17 protein-coding genes and 2 pseudogenes are annotated in these 22,774 nt (G+C 67.6%); 10 read left to right on the forward strand and 9 right to left on the reverse strand.

The features are described from left to right. Nucleotides 1-224 precede the first annotated feature (224 nt). From J8I34_RS34660 to J8I34_RS04275, 4 genes are read left to right on the forward strand one after another with little or no spacing between them, the layout of a single operon-like run. Complete coding sequence (locus J8I34_RS34660) at nt 225-431, forward strand: hypothetical protein (protein ID WP_245175759.1); 207 nt, start codon at nt 225-227, stop codon at nt 429-431. Then, a complete protein-coding gene (locus J8I34_RS04265; RefSeq protein ID WP_371748037.1) occupies nt 428-1,210 on the forward strand; it encodes a Bug family tripartite tricarboxylate transporter substrate binding protein in 783 nt (260 codons plus the stop codon). The genes J8I34_RS34660 and J8I34_RS04265 overlap by 4 nt, the downstream gene beginning before the upstream one ends. Before the next feature lie 30 nt (nt 1,211-1,240). Then, nucleotides 1,241-2,650, forward strand: coding sequence for an N-acyl-D-amino-acid deacylase family protein (locus tag J8I34_RS04270; protein WP_245175760.1), 1,410 nt, complete (start codon nt 1,241-1,243; stop codon nt 2,648-2,650). A gap of 33 nt (nt 2,651-2,683) precedes the next feature. Next, a complete protein-coding gene (locus tag J8I34_RS04275; protein ID WP_209805402.1) occupies nt 2,684-4,027 on the forward strand; it encodes an aspartate aminotransferase family protein in 1,344 nt (447 codons plus the stop codon). Between the two features lie 139 nt (nt 4,028-4,166). Here J8I34_RS04275 and J8I34_RS04280 read toward each other — a convergent pair whose 3' ends face one another. The 5 genes from J8I34_RS04280 to J8I34_RS04300 form a co-directional block, all read right to left on the reverse strand. Beyond that, complete coding sequence (locus tag J8I34_RS04280; RefSeq protein ID WP_209805403.1) at nt 4,167-5,270, reverse strand: methyl-accepting chemotaxis protein; 1,104 nt, start codon at nt 5,268-5,270, stop codon at nt 4,167-4,169. Between the two features lie 181 nt (nt 5,271-5,451). Further along, nucleotides 5,452-6,216: an anaerobic ribonucleoside-triphosphate reductase activating protein gene (locus J8I34_RS04285; protein ID WP_209805404.1), complete on the reverse strand. Its 765-nt coding sequence runs from the start codon at nt 6,214-6,216 to the stop codon at nt 5,452-5,454. Next, nucleotides 6,179-6,352, reverse strand: coding sequence for an anaerobic ribonucleoside-triphosphate reductase (gene nrdD, locus J8I34_RS35230; protein WP_209805405.1), 174 nt, complete (start codon nt 6,350-6,352; stop codon nt 6,179-6,181). Before nrdD ends, J8I34_RS04285 begins: the two co-directional genes overlap by 38 nt. Further along, nucleotides 6,349-8,127, reverse strand: coding sequence for a ribonucleoside triphosphate reductase (locus J8I34_RS04295; protein ID WP_371748038.1), 1,779 nt, complete (start codon nt 8,125-8,127; stop codon nt 6,349-6,351). The genes nrdD and J8I34_RS04295 overlap by 4 nt, the downstream gene beginning before the upstream one ends. Nucleotides 8,128-8,391: 264 nt before the next feature. Further along, the gene (locus tag J8I34_RS04300) at nt 8,392-9,012 is read right to left on the reverse strand and encodes a flavodoxin family protein (protein ID WP_209805406.1); all 621 of its coding nucleotides are present in this window, start codon (nt 9,010-9,012) and stop codon (nt 8,392-8,394) included. A 285-nt stretch (nt 9,013-9,297) separates the two neighbouring features. On the opposite strand from J8I34_RS04300, the pseudogene J8I34_RS04305 reads away from it, so the two are divergent. The 3 genes and pseudogenes from J8I34_RS04305 to treF all read left to right on the forward strand — a co-directional run bounded on the left by J8I34_RS04305 (nt 9,298) and on the right by treF (nt 15,275). Next, nucleotides 9,298-11,488, forward strand: a pseudogene (locus tag J8I34_RS04305) (TonB-dependent receptor family protein). Between the two features lie 126 nt (nt 11,489-11,614). After that, a complete protein-coding gene (gene mdtD, locus J8I34_RS04310; RefSeq protein ID WP_371748039.1) occupies nt 11,615-13,063 on the forward strand; it encodes a multidrug transporter subunit MdtD in 1,449 nt (482 codons plus the stop codon). A 469-nt stretch (nt 13,064-13,532) separates the two neighbouring features. Further along, on the forward strand, nt 13,533-15,275 hold the full coding sequence (gene treF / locus J8I34_RS04315) for an alpha,alpha-trehalase TreF (protein ID WP_209776458.1): 1,743 nt from the start codon (nt 13,533-13,535) through the stop codon (nt 15,273-15,275). A gap of 6 nt (nt 15,276-15,281) precedes the next feature. Here treF and J8I34_RS04320 read toward each other — a convergent pair. Both J8I34_RS04320 and J8I34_RS04325 read right to left on the reverse strand, forming a co-directional pair. After that, nucleotides 15,282-15,414: pseudogene (locus tag J8I34_RS04320) on the reverse strand (lycopene cyclase family protein); the annotation flags it as partial. Between the two features lie 24 nt (nt 15,415-15,438). Further along, nucleotides 15,439-16,881: a coniferyl aldehyde dehydrogenase gene (locus tag J8I34_RS04325; RefSeq protein WP_209805407.1), complete on the reverse strand. Its 1,443-nt coding sequence runs from the start codon at nt 16,879-16,881 to the stop codon at nt 15,439-15,441. Between the two features lie 241 nt (nt 16,882-17,122). Between J8I34_RS04325 and J8I34_RS04330 the strand changes: the two genes are divergently transcribed. The 3 genes from J8I34_RS04330 to J8I34_RS04340 all read left to right on the forward strand — a co-directional run bounded on the left by J8I34_RS04330 (nt 17,123) and on the right by J8I34_RS04340 (nt 19,948). Next, complete coding sequence (locus tag J8I34_RS04330; protein WP_245175762.1) at nt 17,123-17,764, forward strand: TetR/AcrR family transcriptional regulator; 642 nt, start codon at nt 17,123-17,125, stop codon at nt 17,762-17,764. 66 nt (nt 17,765-17,830) lie between these two features. Further along, nucleotides 17,831-19,426, forward strand: coding sequence for an MFS transporter (locus J8I34_RS04335; RefSeq protein WP_209805409.1), 1,596 nt, complete (start codon nt 17,831-17,833; stop codon nt 19,424-19,426). Nucleotides 19,427-19,486: 60 nt separating this feature from the next. Then, nucleotides 19,487-19,948 (forward strand): MarR family winged helix-turn-helix transcriptional regulator, encoded by a 462-nt coding sequence (locus J8I34_RS04340; RefSeq protein WP_029047546.1) that lies wholly within the window; start codon nt 19,487-19,489, stop codon nt 19,946-19,948. Nucleotides 19,949-19,974: 26 nt separating this feature from the next. On the opposite strand, the gene J8I34_RS04345 is transcribed toward J8I34_RS04340, so the two are convergent. Beyond that, the gene (locus J8I34_RS04345) at nt 19,975-20,640 is read right to left on the reverse strand and encodes a response regulator (protein ID WP_209805410.1); all 666 of its coding nucleotides are present in this window, start codon (nt 20,638-20,640) and stop codon (nt 19,975-19,977) included. Nucleotides 20,641-20,983: 343 nt separating this feature from the next. Beyond that, nucleotides 20,984-21,946, reverse strand: coding sequence for a LysR substrate-binding domain-containing protein (locus J8I34_RS04350; protein WP_209805411.1), 963 nt, complete (start codon nt 21,944-21,946; stop codon nt 20,984-20,986). Between the last annotated feature and the right edge of the window lie 828 nt (nt 21,947-22,774).

Here is a 22,774-nt window from a genome sequence, read left to right on the forward strand (position 1 = left end):
TGCTGCGCATTTGCCGGAAAGCCGATGCTTTGTCGGCGCACTCGCCTGTTGTAACGACTGTTTCATCGCACCAGCGATATTTCCGGCAGCGGGGGGCAATGGTGTGAAACAACGTATGTTTCTAACAATGTAGATAAGAAACAAATGTTGCATTTTTTGTGGGGCTGACCCTATACTGCGGATGCCTGCCCGCCGAAGGCATTCCTTCTCAACAGGGGCCCCCTATGCAACACCAGCCAAGACGCCATTTCCTCGCTGCCATGCTCGGGCTTGCCTGCGCGGGCCTGTCCGGCACCGCCATCGCCGCCGACAACTACCCCTCGCGCCCGATCCGGCTGGTGGTTCCGTCCGCCGCGGGCGGCAGTCCCGACGTGCTGCTGCGCGCGCTGGGCGCCGAAGTCACCAGGTCCTTCGGCCAGTTTCCTTCGTGATCGACAACAAGCCCGGGGCCTCCGGCGTGATCGGCATCTCCGAACTGGAGCGCGCCGCGCCCGACGGCTATACGCTGGGCTATGCCAACAACGTCACGCTGTCGATCAACAAGAGCACCTTCCGCAAGCTGCCATACCGGCCAGATGCCTTCGCGCCGGTGGTGCTGCTGTTCAAGGTGCCCAATGTGATCGCCGTCAATCGTGACATGCCGGTCAAAACCTTTGCCGAACTGGTGGCCTACATCAAGGCCAATCCCGACAAGGTCACCTATGCCTCGCCGGGGCAGGGTACTTCCGGCCACCTGACCGGCCAGTTGCTGGCCGACAAGGCCGGCCTGGCGTGGATGCACGTGGGCTACAAGGGCAGCCCGCAGGCCGCGACCGACGTGATGGCGGGGCAAGTCAACGTGCTGATCGACAACATGCCGACCATCCTGCCGCTGATCCAGGCCGGCAAGCTCAAACCGCTGGCCGTGACCAGCCTGGCGCGCTCGCCGCTGCTGCCGGCGCTGCCGACCATCGCCGAGTCGGGCGTGCCCGGCTTCGAGGGCGTGGCGTGGGGCGGGCTGGTGGCGCCGCAAGGCACGCCGGCCGAGGTGGTGGGCAAGCTCAATGGCGCCTTCAACCGCGCGCTGGCCAATCCCGCGATCAAGGAAAAATTCGCGTCGATGGGCGCGGAAATCGTCGGCGGCACCCCGCAGGCACTGTCCGGCTACGCCGTGCTCGAGACCGGCAAGTGGGCCGCGGTAGTGCGCCAGGCCGGCATCACGCCGCAATAAGCAAAGGAATGACGATGGCAGTGCCGCAATTTGCGCCCGGACACGCCGACCTGGTGTTCCGCAACGCCACCGTGGTCGACGGCACCGGCGCGCCGCGTCGATGCCGCCGGCCGCGTGCTGGCGCCGGGCTTTATCGATGCCCACACGCATGATGACGGCTACCTGCTGGTGCATCGGGACATGACGCCCAAGGTCTCGCAGGGCATCACCACGGTGGTCACCGGAAACTGCGGTATCAGCCTGGCGCCCCTGGTGAACAGTGCGCCGCCGCAGCCGCTGGACCTGCTCGGCCCGGCCGGGCTGTTCCGCTTCGATACCTTCGCGCAGTGGCTTGACGCTTTGCGCGCCACGCCGGCCAACGTCAACGTGGTGCCGTTGCTGGGCCACTCCACGCTGCGCGTGCGTGCCATGTCGCAGCTGGACCGCGCCGCCACCGAGGCCGAGATCGCCGCCATGCGCGAGGAAGTCGGGCTGGCGATGGCAGCAGGCGCGTTCGGCGTGTCGACCGGCACCTTCTACCCGCCAGCGGCCGCAGCGACCGAGGCCGAGATCATTGCCGTCTGCGAGCCGGTGCGCGTGCATCGCGGCCTGTATTCCACGCATCTGCGCGACGAAACCGACCAGATCGTGCCGTCGATCGAAGAGGCGCTGCGCATCGGCCGCGCGCTGGGTTGCCCGGTGGTGTTCTCGCACCACAAGGTGGCTGGCAAGCGCAACCACGGGCGCTCGCTCGAAACGCTGCGCCTGCTTGCCGACGCCGCGCGGCTGCAGCCGCTGTGTCTGGACTGCCATCCGTATCCGGCCACCTCGACCATGCTGCGGCTGGACCGCGTGCGCCAGTCCACTCGCACCATGATCACCTGGTCAACCGGCTATCCGGCTGCGGGCGGGCGCGACTTCCACGAACTGATGCAAGAGCTTGGCCTGGACGAAGAGGCGCTGCTGGAAAGGCTGCGTCCCGCCGCGGCGATCTACTTCATCATGGACGAGCGCGACGTGGAACGGATCGCGCAGTTTCCGCTGACGGTGTTCGGCTCGGACGGCCTGCCCTTCGACCCGCGCCCGCACCCGCGCCAGTGGGGCACGTTCCCGCGCATCCTCGCGCGCATGGTGCGCGAAGACCAGCTGATGACGCTGGAGACCGCGATCCACAAGATGTCAGGGCTGGCCGCGCAGCAGTACGGCCTGCAGGATCGGGGCCAGATCGTGCCGGGCGCCTTTGCTGACCTGGTCCTGTTCGATGCCGATCACGTGCGGGACCGCGCCACCTTCGAAGATCCGCTGCAGATCAGCACCGGCATCCATGGCGTCTGGGTCAATGGCGCGCAGGTCTGGGAGCAGGACGCACCAGCCGACAGCAACGGGCGCGCGCTTCCCGCATTCACCGGCCGCGTGCTGCAGCGCCGGCCCGCACAACCATCATCCTCTGCGCGCCACTGACGCGCGGCAAGGCACCGCCACCTCAACACCACCATGACCCACGTATTCCATCGCAATCCGCGCCAGACACTGCCCGTCGCCGTTGCCGGGCAGGGGATCGAACTGATCGACAGCGCAGGCAAGCGCTACCTCGATGCCTCCGGCGGCGCTGCCGTGTCGTGCCTGGGCCACGCCCACCCGCGCGTAATCGAGGCGATCAAGTCGCAGCTCGACACCATCGCCTACGCGCATACCTCGTTCTTCACCACCGAGGTGTCGGAAACGCTGGCCGAAACGCTGGCGCAAGCCGCGCCCGGAGATCTCGACCATGTGTATTTCGTCTCGGGCGGCTCCGAGGCCGTGGAATCGGCGCTGAAGCTCGCGCGCCAGTATTTCGTCGAAGTGGGCCAGCCGGGCCGCCGCCATTTCATCGCGCGCCGCCAGAGCTACCACGGCAACACGCTTGGCGCGCTGGCGATCGGCGGCAATGCATGGCGGCGCGAACCTTTTTTGCCGCTGCTGGTGCCGGCGCACCACGTGTCGCCGTGCTACGCCTATCGCGACCAGCAGGCTGGCGAGACCGACGCGCAGTACGCACAGCGGCTCGCCGACGAACTCGAAGCGAAGATTCTGGAACTGGGACCGGACACCGTCGCCGCTTTCGTCGCCGAGACGGTGGTCGGCGCCACTGCCGGCGCAGTGCCGCCCGTGGGCGATTACCTGAAGCGCATCCGCGCCGTGTGCGACAAGTACGGCGTGCTGCTGATCCTGGACGAAGTGATGTCCGGCATGGGCCGCACCGGCTACCTGTTCGCGTGCGAAGAGGATGGGGTGGTGCCGGATATCGTCACCATTGCCAAGGGCCTCGGGGCCGGCTACCAGCCCATCGGGGCGATGCTGTCCACGCGCCGCATCTATGACGCCATCGTCGGCGGCAGCGGCTTCTTCCAGCACGGCCATACCTACATCGGCCATGCCACCGCATGCGCGGCGGCGCTGGCGGTGCAGCGCACGATTGCCGAAGACAGGCTGCTTGCCAATGTGCTGGCCCGCGGCGCACAACTGCGCGCGCGGCTGCGCGAGGCGCTGGGCGGGCATCCCAACCTGGGCGACGTGCGCGGGCGCGGGTTGTTCGTCGGCGTGGAGTTTGTCGCTGACCGCGACAGCAAGGCGACGCTGGATCCCGCGCTGAAGACGCACGCGCGGCTGAAGTCGGCGGCGATGCAGAACGGGTTGCTGGTCTATCCGATGGGCGGCACGGTGGACGGCTTGCGCGGCGACCATGTGTTGTTTGCGCCGCCGTTCATCTGCACCGAACGGGATATCGACAATATCGTGGAGCGCTTTGCCAAGGCTGTGCAGGCGGTGCTGCCGGTTGGGGTGGCTGCGGCGGTGTAAGGCAGTAACGCGGCGAAGGCCGCTTGGAAAAGCCGGGGACGGATCCCATTCCGTCGGCTTGCTCCCCTCTCCCATAAATGGGAGAGAGGAGACCACATTCGCAGTGCTGTCGGCCCGGAAAACTCGGCGCAATCCCCGCTCAAGCCTCCAGCTTGAACTCCCCCACCACCTGCTGCAGCTCCGTAGCCTGCCCCGCCAGCGCACTCGAAGCACTGGCCGCCTGCTCCACCAGCGCGGCGTTCTGCTGCGTCACGCTGTCCATCTGCGCCACCGCTTCGTTCACCTGCGCGATCCCCGCGCTCTGCTGTTCCGACGCCACGGTGATCTCGCCCAGCAGCGCCGTCACGCGGCTGACCGACTGCACGATTTCATGCATGGTCTCGCCGGCCTGGCCCACCAGCGCCGAGCCGCTGTCCACCTGTTGCACCGAGGCATCGATCAGCTGCTTGATCTCCTTGGCCGCCGCGGCGCTGCGTTGCGCCAGCGTGCGCACTTCGCCAGCGACCACGGCGAAGCCGCGGCCCTGCTCGCCGGCGCGCGCGGCTTCGACCGCGGCGTTCAGCGCGAGGATGTTGGTCTGGAAGGCAATGCCTTCGATCACTTCGATGATGTCGGTGACCTTGCGCGAGCTGGCGCTGATCGCCGACATGGTCTGGACCACGTTGCCGACCACCTCGCCGCCGCGCTCCGCGATGCCGGACGCGGCTTCCGCGAGGCCGTTGGCCGCGCGCGCGCGTTCGGTGTTCTGGCGCACCATCGCGGTCAGTTCGCCCATGCTGGCAGCGGTCTGCTGCAGCGAGGCGGCCTGTTCCTCGGTGCGCTGCGACAGGTCGGTATTGCCGGCGGCGATCTGGTGCGAGGCCGAGCCGATCGAATCGGTGGCGGCCTTGATGCGCGTCACCAGGTCGGTGAGCATGTCTTCCATTTCGCCCAGCCCGCCCAGCAGCCGGCCGAATTCGCCGCCGCGCTCGGTCTCGAAGTCCTGGCTCAGGTCGCCGGCGGCCACTGTTTCGGCGATATAGACCGCTTCGGCCAGTGGCGCCTCGATGCCGCGCGCCAGCGCCCAGGTGGCCGCCACCGCCACCACCAACCCAGCCACGCCAAGCGCCACCAGCAGGGTGCGCGCGTTGCCGTCGCCGGCTCCCTGCATGCGCGGCAGTGCGATTGCGATGCCGACCGCCGCCAGTGCCCACATGGCGCCAAACGCCGCGCCAAGCCTTATCCGTATCCCCAGGTTCTGCATGTCTCCTCCGTTTCCCAGCTTTCCAAGTCGGCTGTTATGGCGCCTCGCCGGTTGCCGGCTTGCCGGCCCGCACGCTTGACGCCTCAACCTACTGTTATCGACGCGGGAAGGCGGGGCTTGAGGGAAATTTTCACGGAATCATTTGCAGACTGAACGCCAACTACGCGCAGGGCGGTGCGCCTCAGCCTTCGCGGTAGCAGAACGTCTCGAACCATGACGCCAGCGCCTCGCGCGCCGGCCCACTCAACGATGCGCCAGGCACTGCGGCGGTTCCCGTCCGGCAGGCCTGCACGGCATAGTGGCGCACGCCTTGCTCGGCAAGCGAGCGTGCCAGCGCCAGCAAGCGCGGCTCGCTGAGGCAGGAAGGATCCCAGGTAGTCCGGCATTCGAACGGAACGCCGGCGCCGAGCAGTTGCGCCAGGCTGGCCTGCACCCGCGCCAGGCCGCCGGGCCGTCCGACCAGCGCATCGTGACCGGCCGCGTCCGCCTTGATATCCAGCCCGACCCAGTCCAGCTGTGGCAACAGCGCGGCGAGCCGTTGCGGATAGATGCCGGCGGTATGCAAGCCCACCCTGAAACCGAGCGCGCGCACCGCCGCGGCCAGCCCCGGCAGGCGCGCTTCGCTGAGCGGCTCGCCCCCGGAAAACACCACGCCGTCGAGCAGCCCGGCGCGGGTCTTCAGCCAGTCCAGCACCGCTGGCCAGGCGTAGGCCGCATGGCGCCGCTGCAGGTGGGCATTGTGGCAATAGCCGCAGCGCCACGGACAGCCGGCAATAAACAGCACCGCCGCCAGCTGTCCGGGCCAGTCCACGCTGGAGAACGGCACCAGGCCGGCGAGCGCCGGCCCGCCCTGCAATGACGCGGCGGCCGCTGGCGCAGGCACCGGTATGGCCGTGAGGCAGGGGCCGTCAGCCACAGGCGCTTTCAGTGAAGAAACGCCGCTCATTGAATTCCCCTTGCTTGCCGGTGTTGAAGGACGTCACGGGCCGGTGGTAGCCCATCACCCGGGTCCAGACCTCGCAGCGGGTACGCAGGGTGGGATCGAGGGCCGGCGTGGCTGGCTGGCGCGATTCGGTATTCATGAGAGCTCCTCTTCAGGTTGGGTTTGCGGCGCGCTGGCCGCGGCTGGGGTGCGTGCCAGCAACTCGGCATCGCACCGGGGACAGAACTCGTGGCGCCCGCTCAGGTAGCCGTGCTTCGGGCAGATCGAGAAGGTGGGCGTGATCGTCAGATATGGCACGCGGAAGCGCGTCAGCGCGCGCCGGACCAGCGCCTTGCAGGCTTGTGCGCTGGACAGGGCTTCGTTCATGTACAGGTGCAGCACGGTGCCGCCGGTGTACTTGCCTTGCAGCGCTTCCTGCATCGACAGCGCGGTGAACGGATCGTCGGTATAGCCGGCCGGGAGCTGGCTGGAGTTGGTGTAGTAGGGCTGCTCGGCCGTGCCCGCCTGCAGGATGTCGGGCCAGCGCTTGCGGTCTTCGCGCGCGAAGCGGTAGGTAGTGCCTTCGGCCGGCGTTGCCTCCAGGTTATAGAGGTGGCCCGTCGCTTCCTGGAACTCGCCGATGCGCGCACGCACATGGTCGAGCAGCCGCAATGCCATGGCATGCCCGCCAGGCGTCGTGACGTCGTCGGCGTCGCCGGAGAAATTCCGGATCATCTCGTTGATGCCGTTGACGCCGAGCGTGCTGAAGTGGTTGCGCAGCGTGCCGAGGTAGCGGCGCGTATAGGGATACAGCCCCGCGTCCATGTAATGCTGCACCACGCGGCGCTTGTCTTCGAGCACATCGCGGCCCAGCGCCAGCAGGCGGTCCAGTGCCGCCATCAGCCCCGCCTCGTCGCCCCGGTGCAGGTAGCCCAAGCGCGCGCAGTTGACCGTGACCACGCCGACCGAGCCGGTCTGCTCGGCCGAGCCGAACAGGCCGTTGCCGCGCTTGAGCAGTTCGCGCAGGTCCAGCTGCAGGCGGCAGCACATGGAGCGGACCATGTGCGGTTCCAGATCGGAATTGATGAAATTCTGGAAGTAGGGCAGCCCGTAGCGCGCCGTCATCTCGAACAGCGGCTCGGCGTTGGCATGGTCCCAGTCGAAGTCCGGCGTGATGTTGTAGGTAGGGATCGGGAAGGTGAAGGCGCGCCCGCGCGCATCACCCTGCGTCATCACCTCGATGTAGGCGCGGTTGATCATGTCCATCTCCGGCTGGAGGTCGCCGTAGGTGAACGGCATTTCCTCGCCGGCGATATACGGCACCTGGCCGGCCAGGTCTTGCGGGCAGGTCCAGTCGAAGGTGAGGTTGGTGAACGGCGTCTGCGTGCCCCAGCGGCTCGGCACGTTCAGGTTGAACACCAGCTCCTGCATCGACTGGCGCACCGCGCGGTAGTCCATGCGGTCGTGCCGCACGAACGGCGCCATGTAGGTATCGAAACTGGAAAATGCCTGCGCGCCGGCCCACTCGTTCTGCAGCGTGCCGAGAAAGTTGACGATCTGGCCGACAGCTGCCGACATATGCCTGGGCGGGTTGGCCTCGACCTTGCCCGGCACGCCGTTGAAGCCTTCCGCCAGCAACTGGCGCAGCGACCAGCCGGCGCAGTAGCCGGACAGCATGTCGAGGTCATGGATATGCAGGTCGCCGTCGCGATGCGCCTGCCCGGCTTCCGGGCTGAAGATATGCGACAGCCAGTAGTTGGCCGTGACCTTGCCGGCGACGTTGAGGATCAGTCCGCCCAGGCTGTAGCCCTGGTTGGCGTTGGCCCGCACGCGCCAGTCGCGCTGGGCCAGGTATTCCTCCATGGCGCTGGCCACGTCGACCTGGCCGCCGTGCTGCGCCGGCGATGGCGTGCCGGCTTGCTGTGCGTCGCGCATGCTTTTCCCTTTATGTAGTGCATGTTGCGCAGATTAGCACTACATATAGTGGTCGTGCGTTGCCGAAGTCAGGTGTTCAGCACCCGGGTTGATGGCTGTCAACCGGCGTGGCTGGCGCCTGGCCGGCGGGGGCCGTGTTTGCGCGGACGCAAAGCCATATTGATGGGCGGGGCATTCCCGCTGCGTCGCAACGCACGTCCGCCAAAACGCAAACCGGCCCCGAAGGGCCGGCAGGGCAGGGCACGCGTAAGGCGTGGCGAAAGATCAGGCGGCTTGCTTCAGTGCTGCCAGCGCGCGCTGGCCAGCCACCAGTTGCTGCGCCACCCCGGCCACGCGCGCCCCCAGATGCTCGGCGGTGCGCAGGTCGGCCGGCGGCGGCGCCACCTCGGCGCTGACATCGGCGTCGGACTGCGCGGCGGCGCCCAGGAAGAAGCCGTGGCGGTTCAGCGAGTCTTCGGTCGACTTGGAGTTGTTGTGACCCGGAGGCAGGCCCAGGTTGACCCAGTGCATGCCGTGCTGCGCGGCGAAGATGGCCATCTGCTGCAGCGTTGCCAGCTTGTCGCCCGAACGCGAAGCGGCGTTGGTGAAGCCGGCCGCGACCTTGTTGGCCCACTTGCCGCCCTTGGCGAAGACATTGCGCGAGGTGGCGTCCATGAAGCCCTTGAACTGCGCCGAGGCGCTGCCCATGTAGGTCGGTGCGCCGAAGATGATGGCGTCGACCTGCTCCAGCGTGTCCCAGTGCTGGTCGATGTCCTCGACCGGAATCAGCAGGCTTTCGGCGCCCGCCACGCTGCCGGCGCCGCGAGCGACGGCCTGGGCCTGCCTGGCAGTGTGGCCGTAGCCGCTGTGGTAGACGATGGCGACGCGGGTGGTTTGGGTATGCATGGTGTCTAGTCCCTTGATTTTAAAAATCTGAATGACCGTTTGCTGGGTTGTGCTGTAGCGGATCTGCTGTGTGCGTTGACTTTGCATCGGCCGGTGAAGAGAGTTTAGGCAGGCTGGTGCGTACTCGCGGGGTCCTTCGTGAAACAAGTTGTTGAAATTTTATGAATAATCGTTCGCGCCCTGTCGCACGGTAGCGGGTGTTCCCCGCGGCGGCCGTCATGGAAATGTGCCCCGGGACGCGATAAAGTTGCGACACCTCCACCCCTGCACCGCGCCCCGACAACCATGAAACCAGGCGGCACGCAGCCTTTGTCGGCCAGGCATCAGCGCCGCCCCTGCCTCCGCGTGCCGGTGCCCAGGGCATTGGCGATGGCCGCCCTGGTACTCACATGCGGCGGCGTGCGTGCCGCTGATCCGCCCGACAGCGCGGTGGCCGCCGGCACCGCCGAAACCCTCCCCGACATCGTGGTCACCGCCACCCGCAGCGAGCAGCGACGCTTCGATGCGCCGGCCGCGGTGGATAGCGTGCCGGTCGATCCGCTGCGCAGCGCCACGCCGCTGGTCAACCTGTCCGAGGTGCTGGCGGGTGTGCCGGGCGTGGCCGTGCGGGACCGGCAGAACTATTCGCAGGACCTGCAGCTGGCGGTGCGCGGCTTCGGCACGCGCTCCACGTTTGGCGTGCGCGGCGTGCGGCTCTATGTCGACGGCATCCCCGCGACCATGCCCGACGGCCAGGGCCAGGCCTCCACCGCCGACCTGGCCAATGCCGGCCGTGTCGAGGTGCTGCGCGGTCCGTTTGCGCAGATGTACGGCAATGCCTCGGGCGGCGTGGTGCAGGTGTTCACCCCCGATCCGCCCAAGGACGGCTTTACCGCGCGCGCGCGCGTCGACCGGCTTCGGCTCGGACGGCCAGTGGCAGGCCGGAGTGGCGCTGGCCGGCGGCAACGAGCGCCTGGGCGGCTCGCTCGATGCCTGGACCTACCAGACCGATGGCTACCGCGACCACTCGGCGGCGCGCCGCTACCAGCTCAATGCACGCGTGGTGGCGCAGCCGGCCAGCGGCACGCGCGTGATTGGCCAGTTCAACTACTTCAACCAGCCGCTGGCGCAGGATCCGCTTGGGCTGACACGTGCGCAGGCCGATGCCAACCCGCGCCAGGCGGTGCCGGCTGCGACCCAGTTCGACACCGGCAAGAACGTCGAGCAGGCGCAGGCGGGCGTGGTGGTGGAGCATCAGCTGAGCGACATCGACAGCCTCACCGGACGTCTCTACGGCGGGACCCGCAACCTGTACCAGCGCCTCGGGTTCAGCGGCGCCGCGCCGACGTCATCCGGCGGCATCGTCGACCTGGATCGCATCTATGGCGGCGGCGCGCTGTCGTGGAGCCGGCGCACCACCGCCAACGGCCTGCCGCTGCTGTGGACGGCCGGGGTGGAGGCCAACGGCATGCGCGACGGCCGCAACGGCTACGTCAACCAGGACGGCAGCCAGGGCGCGCTGCGGCGTGACGAGACCAATACCGCGACCGACCTGGGCGCCTTCGCGCAGGCCGACTGGACCTTCCATCCCGACTGGCAAGTGGTCGGCGGCGTGCGCGCCAGCCGCGTGCGGCTGGGCATCGACGACCAGTTCATCACCGCGGCCAGCCCCGACGACAGCGGCACCGCCACCTACAGCAACGTCAGCCCGGTGCTCGGGCTGGTGTGGCATGCGCTCGATAGCCTGAACGTCTATGCCAACCTCGGTCGCGGCTTCGAGACGCCGACGCTGACCGAGGTCGCCTACGGCCCCGGCGGGGTCGGCAGCAACCTCGGCCTGCGCGCCTCGACCAGCCGCCAGGGCGAGATCGGCATCAAGTGGCAGGCCGACGGGCAGCGCCTGGAAGCGGCGCTGTTCGATGCCGACAGCCACGACGAAGTGGTGCCGCAATCGAACAACGCGGGCCGCACCGTCTACCAGAACGTCAACGGCGTGCGCCGGCGCGGCTTCGAGCTGGGCTGGCGCGGCGGCTTCCTGGGGCAGGTCGGCACGCCGGGGCAAGGTGGCGGCAGCCGCATCGAGGCCGGGCTGGCCTATACCTGGCTCGATGCCTATTTCGGCGATGCCTTCATCAACGCGCAGGGCCAGACCGTGGCCGCGGGCAACCGGCTGCCCGGCACCGCGCGCCATAGCGTCAGCGCCGACCTGGCCTGGCGGCCGCTGGCGCCGCTCACGCTCGGCGCCGAGATGCGCGTCGACAGCCGCGTCTATGCCGATGACCTCAACACGCAAGCCGCGCCCGGCTACGCGGTCTTCAACCTGCGCGCCGGCTACGAGTTCCGCCTCGGCCCGACCCGCGTCTACCTGTTCGGCCGCATCGACAACGTGACCGACCGGCGCTATATCGGCTCGGTGATCGTCAACGAGGCCAACGGGCGTTACTTCGAGCCGGCACCGGGCCGGCGCTTCTTCATCGGGCTGCGCGCGGCCTTGTAGGCTCGGCGCGCGGCGGTGGTTGCGCCCAATTTCGTTTGATTGCCTGTTGCGCCATTGCCCTTTAAGGTGTTGGCTTTGGCCGCGTCCGCCTGCGGGCCGGCAGCGCGCCAGCCCGGAGTTTGCGTAATGACCGCGCCCTTGCCAGACGTTCCCGTCGTGCCGCCGCCGGACGACCATACCCGCCGCATCATGCTGTGGGTCGTGGCGGTCGGCTTCTTCATGCAGACGCTGGACTCGACCATCGTCAACACCGCCTTGCCGTCGATGGCGCGCAGCCTGGGCGAGAGCCCGCTGCGGATGCAGTCCGTGGTGATCGCCTACTCGCTGACCATGGCGGTAATCATCCCGGCCTCGGGCTGGCTTGCCGACCGCTTCGGCACGCGCACCATCTTCCAGACCGCGATCGGCCTGTTCGTGGCCGGCTCGCTGCTGTGCGCGTATGCGCCGACGCTCAACTTCCTGGTCGGCGCGCGCGTGGTGCAGGGCGTGGGCGGCGCCATGCTGCTGCCGGTCGGACGGCTCTCGGTGCTGCGCACCTTTCCGCGCGAACAGTACCTGCAGGCGCTAAGCTTCGTCGCCATCCCGGGCATGATCGGCCCGTTGATCGGCCCCACGCTGGGCGGCTGGCTGACGCAGGCGCTTTCGTGGCACTGGATCTTCCTGATCAACGTGCCCGTCGGCCTGCTCGGCGCGCTTGCCACGATCCGCTATATGCCGAACGCAAAACTGTCCGGCATCGGCCGCTTCGACATTGCTGGCTACCTGCTGCTGGCCGTCGCCATGCTGGCGCTGTCCTTCTCGCTCGACGGGCTGGCCGGCCTGGGCTTCGAGCACGCCACCGTGCTGTTGCTGCTGATCGCCAGCATGGCCGCGCTGACCGCCTATGGCCTGCATGCCAACCGCCGCAAGCAGCCGCTGTTTCCGCTGCGACTGTTCCGCATCCACAGCTTCAGCGTCGGCCTGCTGGGCAACCTGTTCGCCCGCATCGGCAATGGCTCGATGCCGTTCCTGATCCCGCTGACGCTGCAGGTCAGCCTGGGTTACTCACCGTTCGACGCCGGCCTGATGATGCTGCCCGTTACCGCCGCCGGGATGGCCTCCAAGCGGCTCGCCACGCGGCTGATCCAGCGCCACGGGTACCGCCGCGTGCTGGTCTCCAACACCTTCGTGGTCGGCCTGGTGATGGCCGCCTTCGGGCTGATCACGCCGCAACTGCCGCTATGGCTGCTGGTCCCGTTGCTGGCCGTGTTCGGCATGGTCAATTCGGTCCAGTTCACGGCGATGAATACCGTGACGCTCAAGGACCTGAGCGGCGCGGGCGCCAGCAGCGGCAACAGCATGCTGTCGATGGTGCAGATGCTGTCGATGAGCCTGGCGGTGACGTCGGCGGGGGCGCTGCTGGCCACGTTCCAGCATCGGTTTGGCGGGGACACGGCGGCGGTGTTGCCGGCGTTTCATGCCACCTTTGTCTGCATGGGGCTGATCACTTGTGCGTCGGCTTGGATTTTCATGCAGTTGGGGAGGCAAGAGGCGGCGCCGGCGTTGCCGGTCAGGCATGGGGAGAAGGAGGTGTGACAGCAGCTAGAGGGCAGACGCCGTGGGCCGGTCGCGCAAAGGGGTTTTTTGCAGGTTAGCGGCCTTCGGTCACGCATCGCGGCGCAGTCGCCGTGCACAATGCCGCACCGCACCGCACCGCACCGCACCGCACCGCACCGCACCGCACCGCACCGCACCGCACCGCACCGCACCGCACGCACCGCACGCACCGCCTGGCGGTGCGGATCTGTCTGCCGCGGGATGGCAGGCAGGGGCCTGGGGCCACGGCGGCGGACCTCGCTGCACTGCACCGAAGGCCGCCGCGCCGGCGGGCGAACTTCGCGGCGCCTGGCGGCTCCTAACATCATGAGCCGGCGGCGCCCACGGCAGGCGCCATCGCCGGCACCGACGCAGGGAGGCGCCATGGAAATGTCCGGCATGACCACGCGCGTCACCGGCACAGCAAGCGGCATCGGCCGTGCGATCGCGCAGAGGCAGGCGCGGAATCATGGGAAACAATGACGACCGTCGCGCCGCGAGCGCGGGTGCCTACACGGTGCCGCGCACGGATCCGGCCACGCCCGATGGTGCCGGCGCAGTCGCCGGCGCAGTTGCCGCGCCGGCCAAGGTCCACGCGGTGGCCCATCCGCCGCTGGTCGCGCATCGCGAGTGCCCGCCGCCGCATGCATTGGCGAGCTGTCCGCAGGCCGATACGCTGTCGCCGGCCGTGCGCTACGGCGAACTGTTCGTCGATGTCCAGCACAGCGGCCTGTTCGCGGACAGCAAGACCTTTCCGGATTGCATTCCCGGCTGCGACCCCGAATGCATCGTCACGCACTATCGCGAAACACGTGTCGAGCCTGGCTTCTGCCTGGCCGACTTCGTGCAGGCGCATTTCACGCGCGCGGTGGTGCCGGACAGCCACTATGTCTCCGACCCGGCCCACACGCTGCGCGAACACATCGACGGCCTGTGGCCGGTGCTCACGCGCGAGCCGGCCGCACATCCGCCGCTGTCGTCGCTGCTGCCGTTGCCGCATCGGTATGTGGTGCCGGGCGGGCGCTTCGGCGAGCTGTACTACTGGGACTCCTACTTCACCATGGTCGGGCTGGCCGCAAGCGGGCGCGGCGACCTGCTGCTGGAAATGGCGGGCAATTTCGCCTACCTGATCGACACCTACGGGCTGGTGCCCAACGGTACGCGCAACTACTACCTGAGCCGCTCGCAGCCGCCAGTGTTTGCGCTGATGGTAGACCTGCTCGAGCGCGAGCAGGTCGCCAGAGCGCGCGACTTCCTGCCGCAGCTTCGGCGCGAATACGACTTCTGGATGGACGGCGCCCAGGCCCTGCGTCCGGGCTGCGCGCACCGGCGCGCCCTCTGCCTGCCCGACGGCGCCGTGCTCAACCGCTACTGGGACGACCGGCCTTGCCCGCGCGAGGAAGCCTTCCTGGAAGACGTCCAGACTGCCGAGCGCAGCGGCCGGCCTCATCACCTGGTGTTCCGCGACCTGCGCGCTGCCGCCGAATCGGGCTGGGATTTCAGCTCCCGCTGGCTGGACCTGCCGCTGGCGGGGCAACCGGCCGATCTCGCCACCATCCGCACCACCGCGGTCCTGCCCGTCGACCTCAACGCCTTGTTGTGGCACCTCGAAATGCGCCTTGCCGCCTTGTGCGACGAGGCCGGCGATGCCGATGCCGACCGCTTCCTTGCCGCCGCGCGCCGGCGCGAAGCCGCTATCCGCCACTACATGTGGGACGGCGCAGCCGGCATCTTCGTCGACTACGACTGGTGCCGCGGATCGCCGCGGCCGTGCCTGACAGCGGCGACGATGATGCCGCTATACCTCGGCCTTGCCCGGGCCGGGGAAGCCGGCGGCGTTGCCGGCGCAGTGGCCGCACGCCTGATGGACGCGGGAGGCCTGGCCACCACCGAACTCACCTCCGGCCAGCAGTGGGACCATCCCAACGGCTGGGCGCCACTGCAATGGCTCGCGGTGCGCGGACTGACTCGCTATGGCCATGACGGCCTGGCACTCGACATCGCGCAGCGCTGGCTTGCCACGGTCGCCGGCGTCTATGGCAAAGAATGCAAGCTGGTGGAGAAATACCACATCGAGGCCACCGGCGAACGGGCCAGGGGTGGTGGAGGCGGCGAGTATCCGCTGCAGGACGGGTTCGGGTGGACCAACGGCGTTGCCAGTGCGCTGATGGCGCTTTATGGGGACTTGCCGGCGACGTGCCGGAACGCCTGACGCTCGTGTGGATCAGCGGGGAGCGGTCGGTGGGGCCGGCCTCGATCAGGCAGACGCGCACCGCGGGGTCGGCGCTGAGGCGGTTCGCCAGCACGCAGCCAGCCGATCCGGCGCCTATGACCACATAGTCGAATTCCATTGCAGTCAGGGATAAAGAGAGGGATCAGTCGCTGCTGGCGGATTTGGCGGATTTGGCGGATGTGGCAGATGCGGTCGATGCCGCCTGCGTGCCGACGGCGGTGCGCGCGCCTGGCTCGGTCGGATGCGGCGTGCCCAGGAACAGGCGTAGCGCGAGCCGCTGTATCAGGCCGCCGTAAGGCGGATGGAACAGCCCGATCGGGAACCAGCGGCGCTCGGTGAACACCGCCTTGGCGTGCGACAGCTCGCGAAAGCCCTCGGCGCCGTGGTAATTGCCGATGCCGGAGGTGCCGGTGCCGCCAAAGGGCAGGTCGTGGTTGACCACATGCCAGCCCCAGTCGTTGAGCGTGACGCCGCCGGCGTGGGTGCGTTCCAGCAGCGGGCTGGTTTCGGCTTTGTCATGGCCGAAATAGTAGAGCGCCAGCGGCCGAGTGCCCCGCTGCACGTAGGCGATGGCTTCATCGAAGGTGCGGTAGGTCACGACCGGCAGGATCGGCCCGAAGATTTCCTCGCGTGCCAGGCGCATCTGCGGCGTGACGCCGAGCACGACGTGCAAGGGCAGGCGCCGTCCGTCCGCCGGCATCGCCGCCGCGAGGACCCGCGCGCCCAGCGCACGGGCATCGTCGAGCAGCGCACGCTGGCGTGCCAGCGCGGCGTCGTGGATGACCGCGGTGTAGTCGTTGCTGCCTGGTGGATGCATGCGGGCGGCGGCGGCCAGCACGGCGTTGGCGAAATCCCCGGCCAGTTCGTGCGGCACCAGCGCGTAGTCTGGCGCGACGCAGATCTGGCCGCCGTTCAGCGTCTTGCCGTGGGCGATGCGCGTGGCCGCCGTTTCCAGCGCCGCGCTGCGCGACACGATCGCCGGCGACTTGCCGCCCAGTTCCAGCGTCACGGGTGTCAGGTTGTCGGCGGCGGCTCGCATGACGTGGCGGCCCACCTCCGGCGAACCGGTGAAGACGATATGGTCGAACGGCAGGCCGGTGAAGGCGCGGGCGACCGTGGCATCGCCCTCGACCACGGCCACCTCGTCTTCATCGAAGGCTTCGGCCAGCAGGTCGCGCAGCGCGGCCGAGGTATGCGGCGCGTATTCGGAGGTCTTCACCATGCAGCGGTTGCCGGCGGCCAGCGCCGTCGCCAGCGGACCGAGCGCGAGGTAGACCGGGAAATTCCACGGCACCACGATGCCGACCACGCCCTTGGGCTGGTACATCACCCGCGCGCCGTTGCCGAGGAACAGCAGTTCGGTGTGCCGGCGCGACGGCTTCATCCAGCGCCGCAGGCCCCGCAGCAGGTGGTTGACATGAAGCACCGACGGCAGCACGTCGACCATCAGGGTCTCGGCATCGGCGCGCGCGCTGAAGTCACGGGCCGCGGCGGCGGCGAGTCGCTGGGCGTGGCCCCGAAGTGCCTGGCGCAGCCGCTGCAATGCGCTCCGGCGCTGGGCCAGCGACGGAAAGGGAGACGCCATGAAGGCTGCCCGCTGCCTTGTGAACAGGGCCAGCGGGCTATCGGATAGTGCTGTATTCGCCACAACGATATTTCAAATTGTGCTGAACGGTCGGTACAATTTAGAGTTTGGGTAGGGCGATGATAGGCTGTCAAGGACAGCACGCCGCCTTTAGGGCAAACACCGAGAGAAAAATGGCCGACGCTCAGCATTTTCCAGGCTCCGCGTCGACGTAGCTATGCATTCATCAGAGGAAGGGGCCTTGGGCGCCGAACGCCAGGACGACACCGCACCGAAAACACCACCGTCGCGTGGGGCCGGGTCGACCAAATACCGCCGCGGCCTCGAAACGCGGCAGCGGGTCATCGACCTGACCAAGGCCCTGATCGCCGAGCATGGCTATGGCGAAGTCACGCTGGACCAGGTCTCGGCGCACGCTGGCGTGGCCAAGAGCAGCCTGTTGTGGCATTTCGGCAGCAAGGAGATGCTGCTAGCGGAAGCCGCGATCAGCCTGTTCCAGGAGATCGAGGTGCAATTCGACCCGGCCGACCTGCAAGGCCTGACCGTGTCGCAGCGGGTGGATGAACTGTTCGAGCGCGTGGCCGACTACTTCGCGCGCAACCCGGAAACCAAGGGGATCGTGCTGGCGCTGCTGTTTTCGGGCAATGCCCCGCAGAGCGTGCGCGAGCATATCCGCGAGGGGTGGAACGGCCATGTTCGCGTGCTGGCGGAGGCACTCGGTACGCCGGAGCGCCCGCTTCCGCCGGAAACGGCGCGTGCGCTGCTGGCGGTATTCCATGGCTGCTATTGCCACTGGTATGCCAATGGCCGGCAGGAGGATATCCGCAGCTACCTTGCGCCGGCCCGCGAAATGTTCCGCTACTGGTATTTCGGCGCGAAATAAAGGCTGGCGGCCTGCGAAGCCTGTTCCTATAATCGTTGATACCACAACGATTGATCGAGCAATAACATGACGTCCCAGCCACACAGCGGTGAGCCCGCCGGTCAGGTCCTGCCGTTCCGCAAATCCTTGCTGGCCATGCTGGGCGTGTCTTTCGTGGTGATGCTGGTGGCGCTGGACCAGACCGTGGTCGGTACCGCGCTGCCGACCGTCGTGGCGGAACTGCAAGGCTTCGAGTACTACGCCTGGGTGGTCACTGCGTACCTGCTGACGTCCGTCATCACCGTGCCGATCTTCGGCCGGCTGGGCGACTATTACGGACGCAAGCCTTTCGTGCTGGCGTCGATCGTGGTATTCACCGTCGCGTCGACGCTGTGCGGGCTCGCGCCCAGCATGCCGTTCCTGGTGCTGGCGCGGGCACTGCAGGGGATCGGTGGCGGCATGCTGGTGGGCACGGCCTTCGCCTGCATTGCCGACCTGTTTCCCGATTCGCATGTGCGGCTGCGCTGGCAGGTGATGCTGAGCGCGGCATTCGGCATTGCCAATGCCATCGGACCTTCGCTGGGGGGCGTGCTGACCGAGTGGTATGGCTGGCGCGCGGTCTTCTATGTCAACCTGCCGGTCGGCGTGCTGGGCTTGTGGTTTGCCTGGCGCTACCTGCCGCACCTGCGCCAGCAGGCTCACAGCGGGCCGGTGCGCGTGGACTGGCTCGGGGCCTTGCTGATCGCGGTTGGGCTGGGTGCCATGCAGATGAGTGTCGAATTGCTGCCCGGGCGCGGCTTCGATGCCTATACCGCGGGCCTGCTGGTGCTGTCAGCCCTCGCGATGGTGGCGTTGTGGCACTGGGAGCAGCGCTGCGCCAACCCGATCCTGCCGGTGGAGATGTTTCGCAACCCGGGCCTGGCGCCACTGTTCCAGCTGTCCGTGTTCGCCGGCGTCACGATGTTCGCCCTGCTGCTGTATGCGCCGTTGCTGTTCCAGGGCGGCTTTGGCCTGTCGCCGAAGGAAGCGGGGTTGCTGATCACGCCGCTGGTGGTCTGCATCACGGTCGGCAGCATCGTCAACGGCCGCGTCATCACCCGCATCCGCCGGCCCAACGCGATGCTGTATGCCGGCTTTGGCATGCTGGCACTGGCAACGCTTGCCCTGTCACAGGCCACGCGCGCCATGCCGCATGGGATGCTGCTCGCCATCATGCTGGTGGGGGGCTTCGGGCTGGGATTCATCATGCCTAACCTGACGGTGTTTGCGCAGCAGACCGCGGGGCGCGAGCACCTTGGCATTGCCACGGCGATGCTGCAATCGTTGCGCATGGTGGGCGGCATGGTCGGTACGGCGATCGTCGGCACACTGGTCACGCGCAGCTATACCGGCGGCGTCGACCACGCCATGGCTGCCGCCGGCGCCAGCCAATGGGCGGCGCGCATGGGCGATCCGCAGGTGCTGATCGACAAGGCCTCGCAACTGGCACTGCTCGGCGAACTGGGCCAGGCCGGGCACAATGGCGCCTTGCTGCTGGAGCAGGCGCGCATGTCGCTGGTCAGCGCGATCCACTTGGGCCTGCTGGCCGCCGGGATCGCCGCTGCGGTAGGCATCTGGTGCGCGCACCGGGTGCCGCCGGTCAGGCTGGTGCGCACCGCGGAGCCCGCGATGGCGGTGGAGTGAGCGCAGCCGGATGCGGCGCTTGCGCCTGTGATGGCGCCTGTGTATCCCTGAGGAGAACGGATGGAACTGGAGCGACAAAGCGTGGCCGTACTGCAGCAGTTCGGACGCACCTACCGCGCGTATGCGGCTGCATTCGAGCAGTGCATCGGCCTGCCGCTGGCGCGCTGGCGGATCCTGCATGTGCTTTACCTGCAGGAGGATGCCATCGCCCAGCGGGCGTTGGCCGACCGCGTCGGCATGGATCCGGGTGCGCTGACGCGCCAGCTCAAGGCCATGCAGGAACTGGGCTGGGTAGAGCGAACCACGTCGGAGCGCGACAACCGCGTGACCCATGTCACGCTGTCACAGGCGGGGCAGCAGTTGGTGGCGCGCGTGATGCCGCTGCGCTCTGCCTTCCTGCAGGACGTGCTGACCGAGGTCTCGGCCACGACCATGCAAGACCTGTCGCGCGGGCTGGCGCAGCTGGAGACGGGCATCGCGCATGCGCTGGCGCGGCTGGAACAGCCCGACGCCGTGGCCTGAGTGCGGGCCGTGCCGGCAACGGCCATTCAGCAGCCGGACAGCAGCATACCGTTGAGGGCCGCGAATTCGAACAGTTCGCGGTCGTTGGTGACGCCCAGCTTGTGCATGGCGCAGTTCTTCTGGCGGCTGATGGTCTTGACGCTGCGGCACAGCAGGATCGCTATCTCGCTGACGGAGCGCCCGGCCAGGTACATCCGCAGCACTTCCATTTCACGCGCCGACAGCCGCTCGGCGCCGCCACGGCTTGCCGCGGGGTTGCCGGGATCAGCCTGGGACAGGATCTCCATGGCGGATTTGCCGATGTAGTGGAAGCCGCGCTGGATGCGGCTGATCATGGTGACCAGCTCCGACAGCGGGGCGTCTTTCAGCAGCAGGCCATGCACCTGCGTGTCCAGGATGGAGCGCAGCACCAGCGGGTTGGTGATCATGGTCAGCACGGTCACGGCTAGCGAAGGATGGCGCCGGCGCAGGGCGGCCAGCATGCGCAGCCCGTCGCCGCTGCCCTCCTGCTGCGAGGGCATGTGGTAGTCGGTGACGACGACATCGGGCCGCAGGGACGCGACGCTGTTCAGCAGTGCCGTTGCGTTGGTCACTGTGCCGCAGATTTCCCATCCGGTCTGGGTGTGCAGGCGGTCGGCAACGGCCGCGCTGACCACCGGATGGTCGTCCGCAAGCAGGATCCTCAATGCCATCGGGTCTCCTCGGTCCTGGTTCGTGCTGTGCGTCATGCCGCGCCTCGCTCAAGAAAACGCCGCACGTCGGCCGACGTGCGGCGAAATGGCGACGCCAGACAAGTTGACGCCAGACAGCTGCATGCATCGCCGCGGGACGGGCCAAACGGGAGACGGCCGGCGCGCTGCGATGCATGCGCAGGATACTTGCTGTGCCCTGGCACGAAAGTAGGAGAATTCGCAAAGCGCAGCCGGCCGTGACACCCCATGAAAAAGGCGCTGGCCCCTGCGGGTGGCCAGCGCCTGGTCGCGCATCGAGTGCGTATAAATATCGGCTACTGGGCTGCGGACGCCTTTGTGCGCATCACGCGAGCGCGGCCGCCTGCGCCGAGCCGGCCGGCCGCCCGCTGCGGCGGCCGTCGATGGCCTTGAGCGGATCGCGCAGCACCGCGCTGCCAACTTCCATGATGTCGCGCAGCACCGCTTTGTCGTGGCTGCGCTCCGGTCCCCAGAAATGCAGCGCGGCCCATTCGGGAAAACTGCTCGGCGGTGCCAGCAGCCGCGTCTTGCGCTCGCGCGTGACCAGCGGCACGTTGAAGTCCAGCACCGGGCAGATGCCGCCGGCGGCATGCAGCAGCGTGATCTGCGTATGCCAGGAGGGCACCACGGTCTCGCGGTGCCCGGGCGTGCCGGCCTGCCGGCTCAGAAAGGCGCGCAACGGGCTGCCGGCTTCGCAATCTTCCTGCAGCAGGATCCAGTCCGTTTCGCCTTCGTCGTGGCTGCCTTCGCGGGCGGCGCTGACAAGGCGGCGCGGCGTGGCCATGATGTTCTGCTGTTGCACGCGTTCGGGGTCGTGCCCGCCATCGACGACAAACGCACAATCCAGTTCGCCGCTATCGAGATGGCCGGCAAGCGTGGCATCCGCGATCACGGGGCGCGTGATGAAACTGTCTTGCGGGAACTGCTCGCACAGCGCGGTCAGGATCTCCGTGATGACCGGATCGCCGATCGACGACGAGAAGCCGATGGAAATCCGCCTGCCCGCCGCGCGGCGCTGGCTCACGCCCGCTTCGCCCGGGCGCACCAGCTGGTTCCACTTGGCCAGGATCTGGCGTGCGGTCTGCTCCAGGCGCAAGGCGTGGGGCGTCGGTTCGAGCATGCCATTGCGCTTGACGAACAACGGATCGCCCGTGATTTCGCGCAAGCGCGTCAGGCTATAAGCAACAGTGGGAACGCGTCCCTGGGTACAGGCGGCGACCGCGTTGAGGTCGCGATACTCCATCACCAGGATGAAGACATGCAATAGCTTGGTGCTGACGTGACGCATTCTGGCCTCTCCCGATCCACGATTCATTTTCTGCTTTTTTGTTTGTCCGATGCGTACAGCGCCGCGCCATGGCGCGCGCGGCAAAAGCATGAAACGTGCTTATCCGACCGGGCGGCGATCCGCCCCCCATACTGCAAAGCCAGTTAGGAAAATGACGCCTGTCACACTCGGCGCGGCAGACTGGATCGGCCCACGCCCTCCGGGCAGGACACTTTGGATGATCATGCACGACTCCTAATTTCCGACTTGCGTCGACAATTTGGCGCGGTGACTCCTTGATCCTTCAGGCCTGATGATTACCGGCAACGTGGGGGCCGCGCACCGGTTCTGTTCACGGTGGCTGCGGGCTGCCGGGCCGCTTCCTGCCCGCGCCGCGTGGCGCATTGCGAAAGCGTGCGAAATTTAGTTGTGCCGAGGAATCTTAATACATGGTCTGCAAAAGTCCTAGAAACTTGATTTGATCACAGACCTCTAATTTTGCTGTCATCGCTCTTATCGGTGCGCTGTACATGGGAGTTAGCGCCTGCCGGCGCAAGCGGCGCGCGGTCTGCCATGGCTTTCCATGCCATTGTCACAGTGCCTAAACAAAGTGGACTCCAAATTGGCCTAACAAAATATGGCAGTGACAGCGTCCTTGCCGGCACGGCTGACAGCCTGTGCGGTTACGGCACGGGTCCGCGGATTTTCTGGAAGACGAGGTGCCGGAAATTCCCGCGCGCCTGTGGTCCAGTGGCTTGAGCTGGCCATTGCGGCGACGCTGCAAGCCGCATCCACCCAGATAATTTTCTTAACTCGCCTTGCGAAGACACTGAATTCCTTTTGGCGCGG

It is taken from the genome of Cupriavidus phytohabitans (assembly GCF_017815025.1).
Lineage (GTDB): Bacteria > Pseudomonadota > Gammaproteobacteria > Burkholderiales > Burkholderiaceae > Cupriavidus.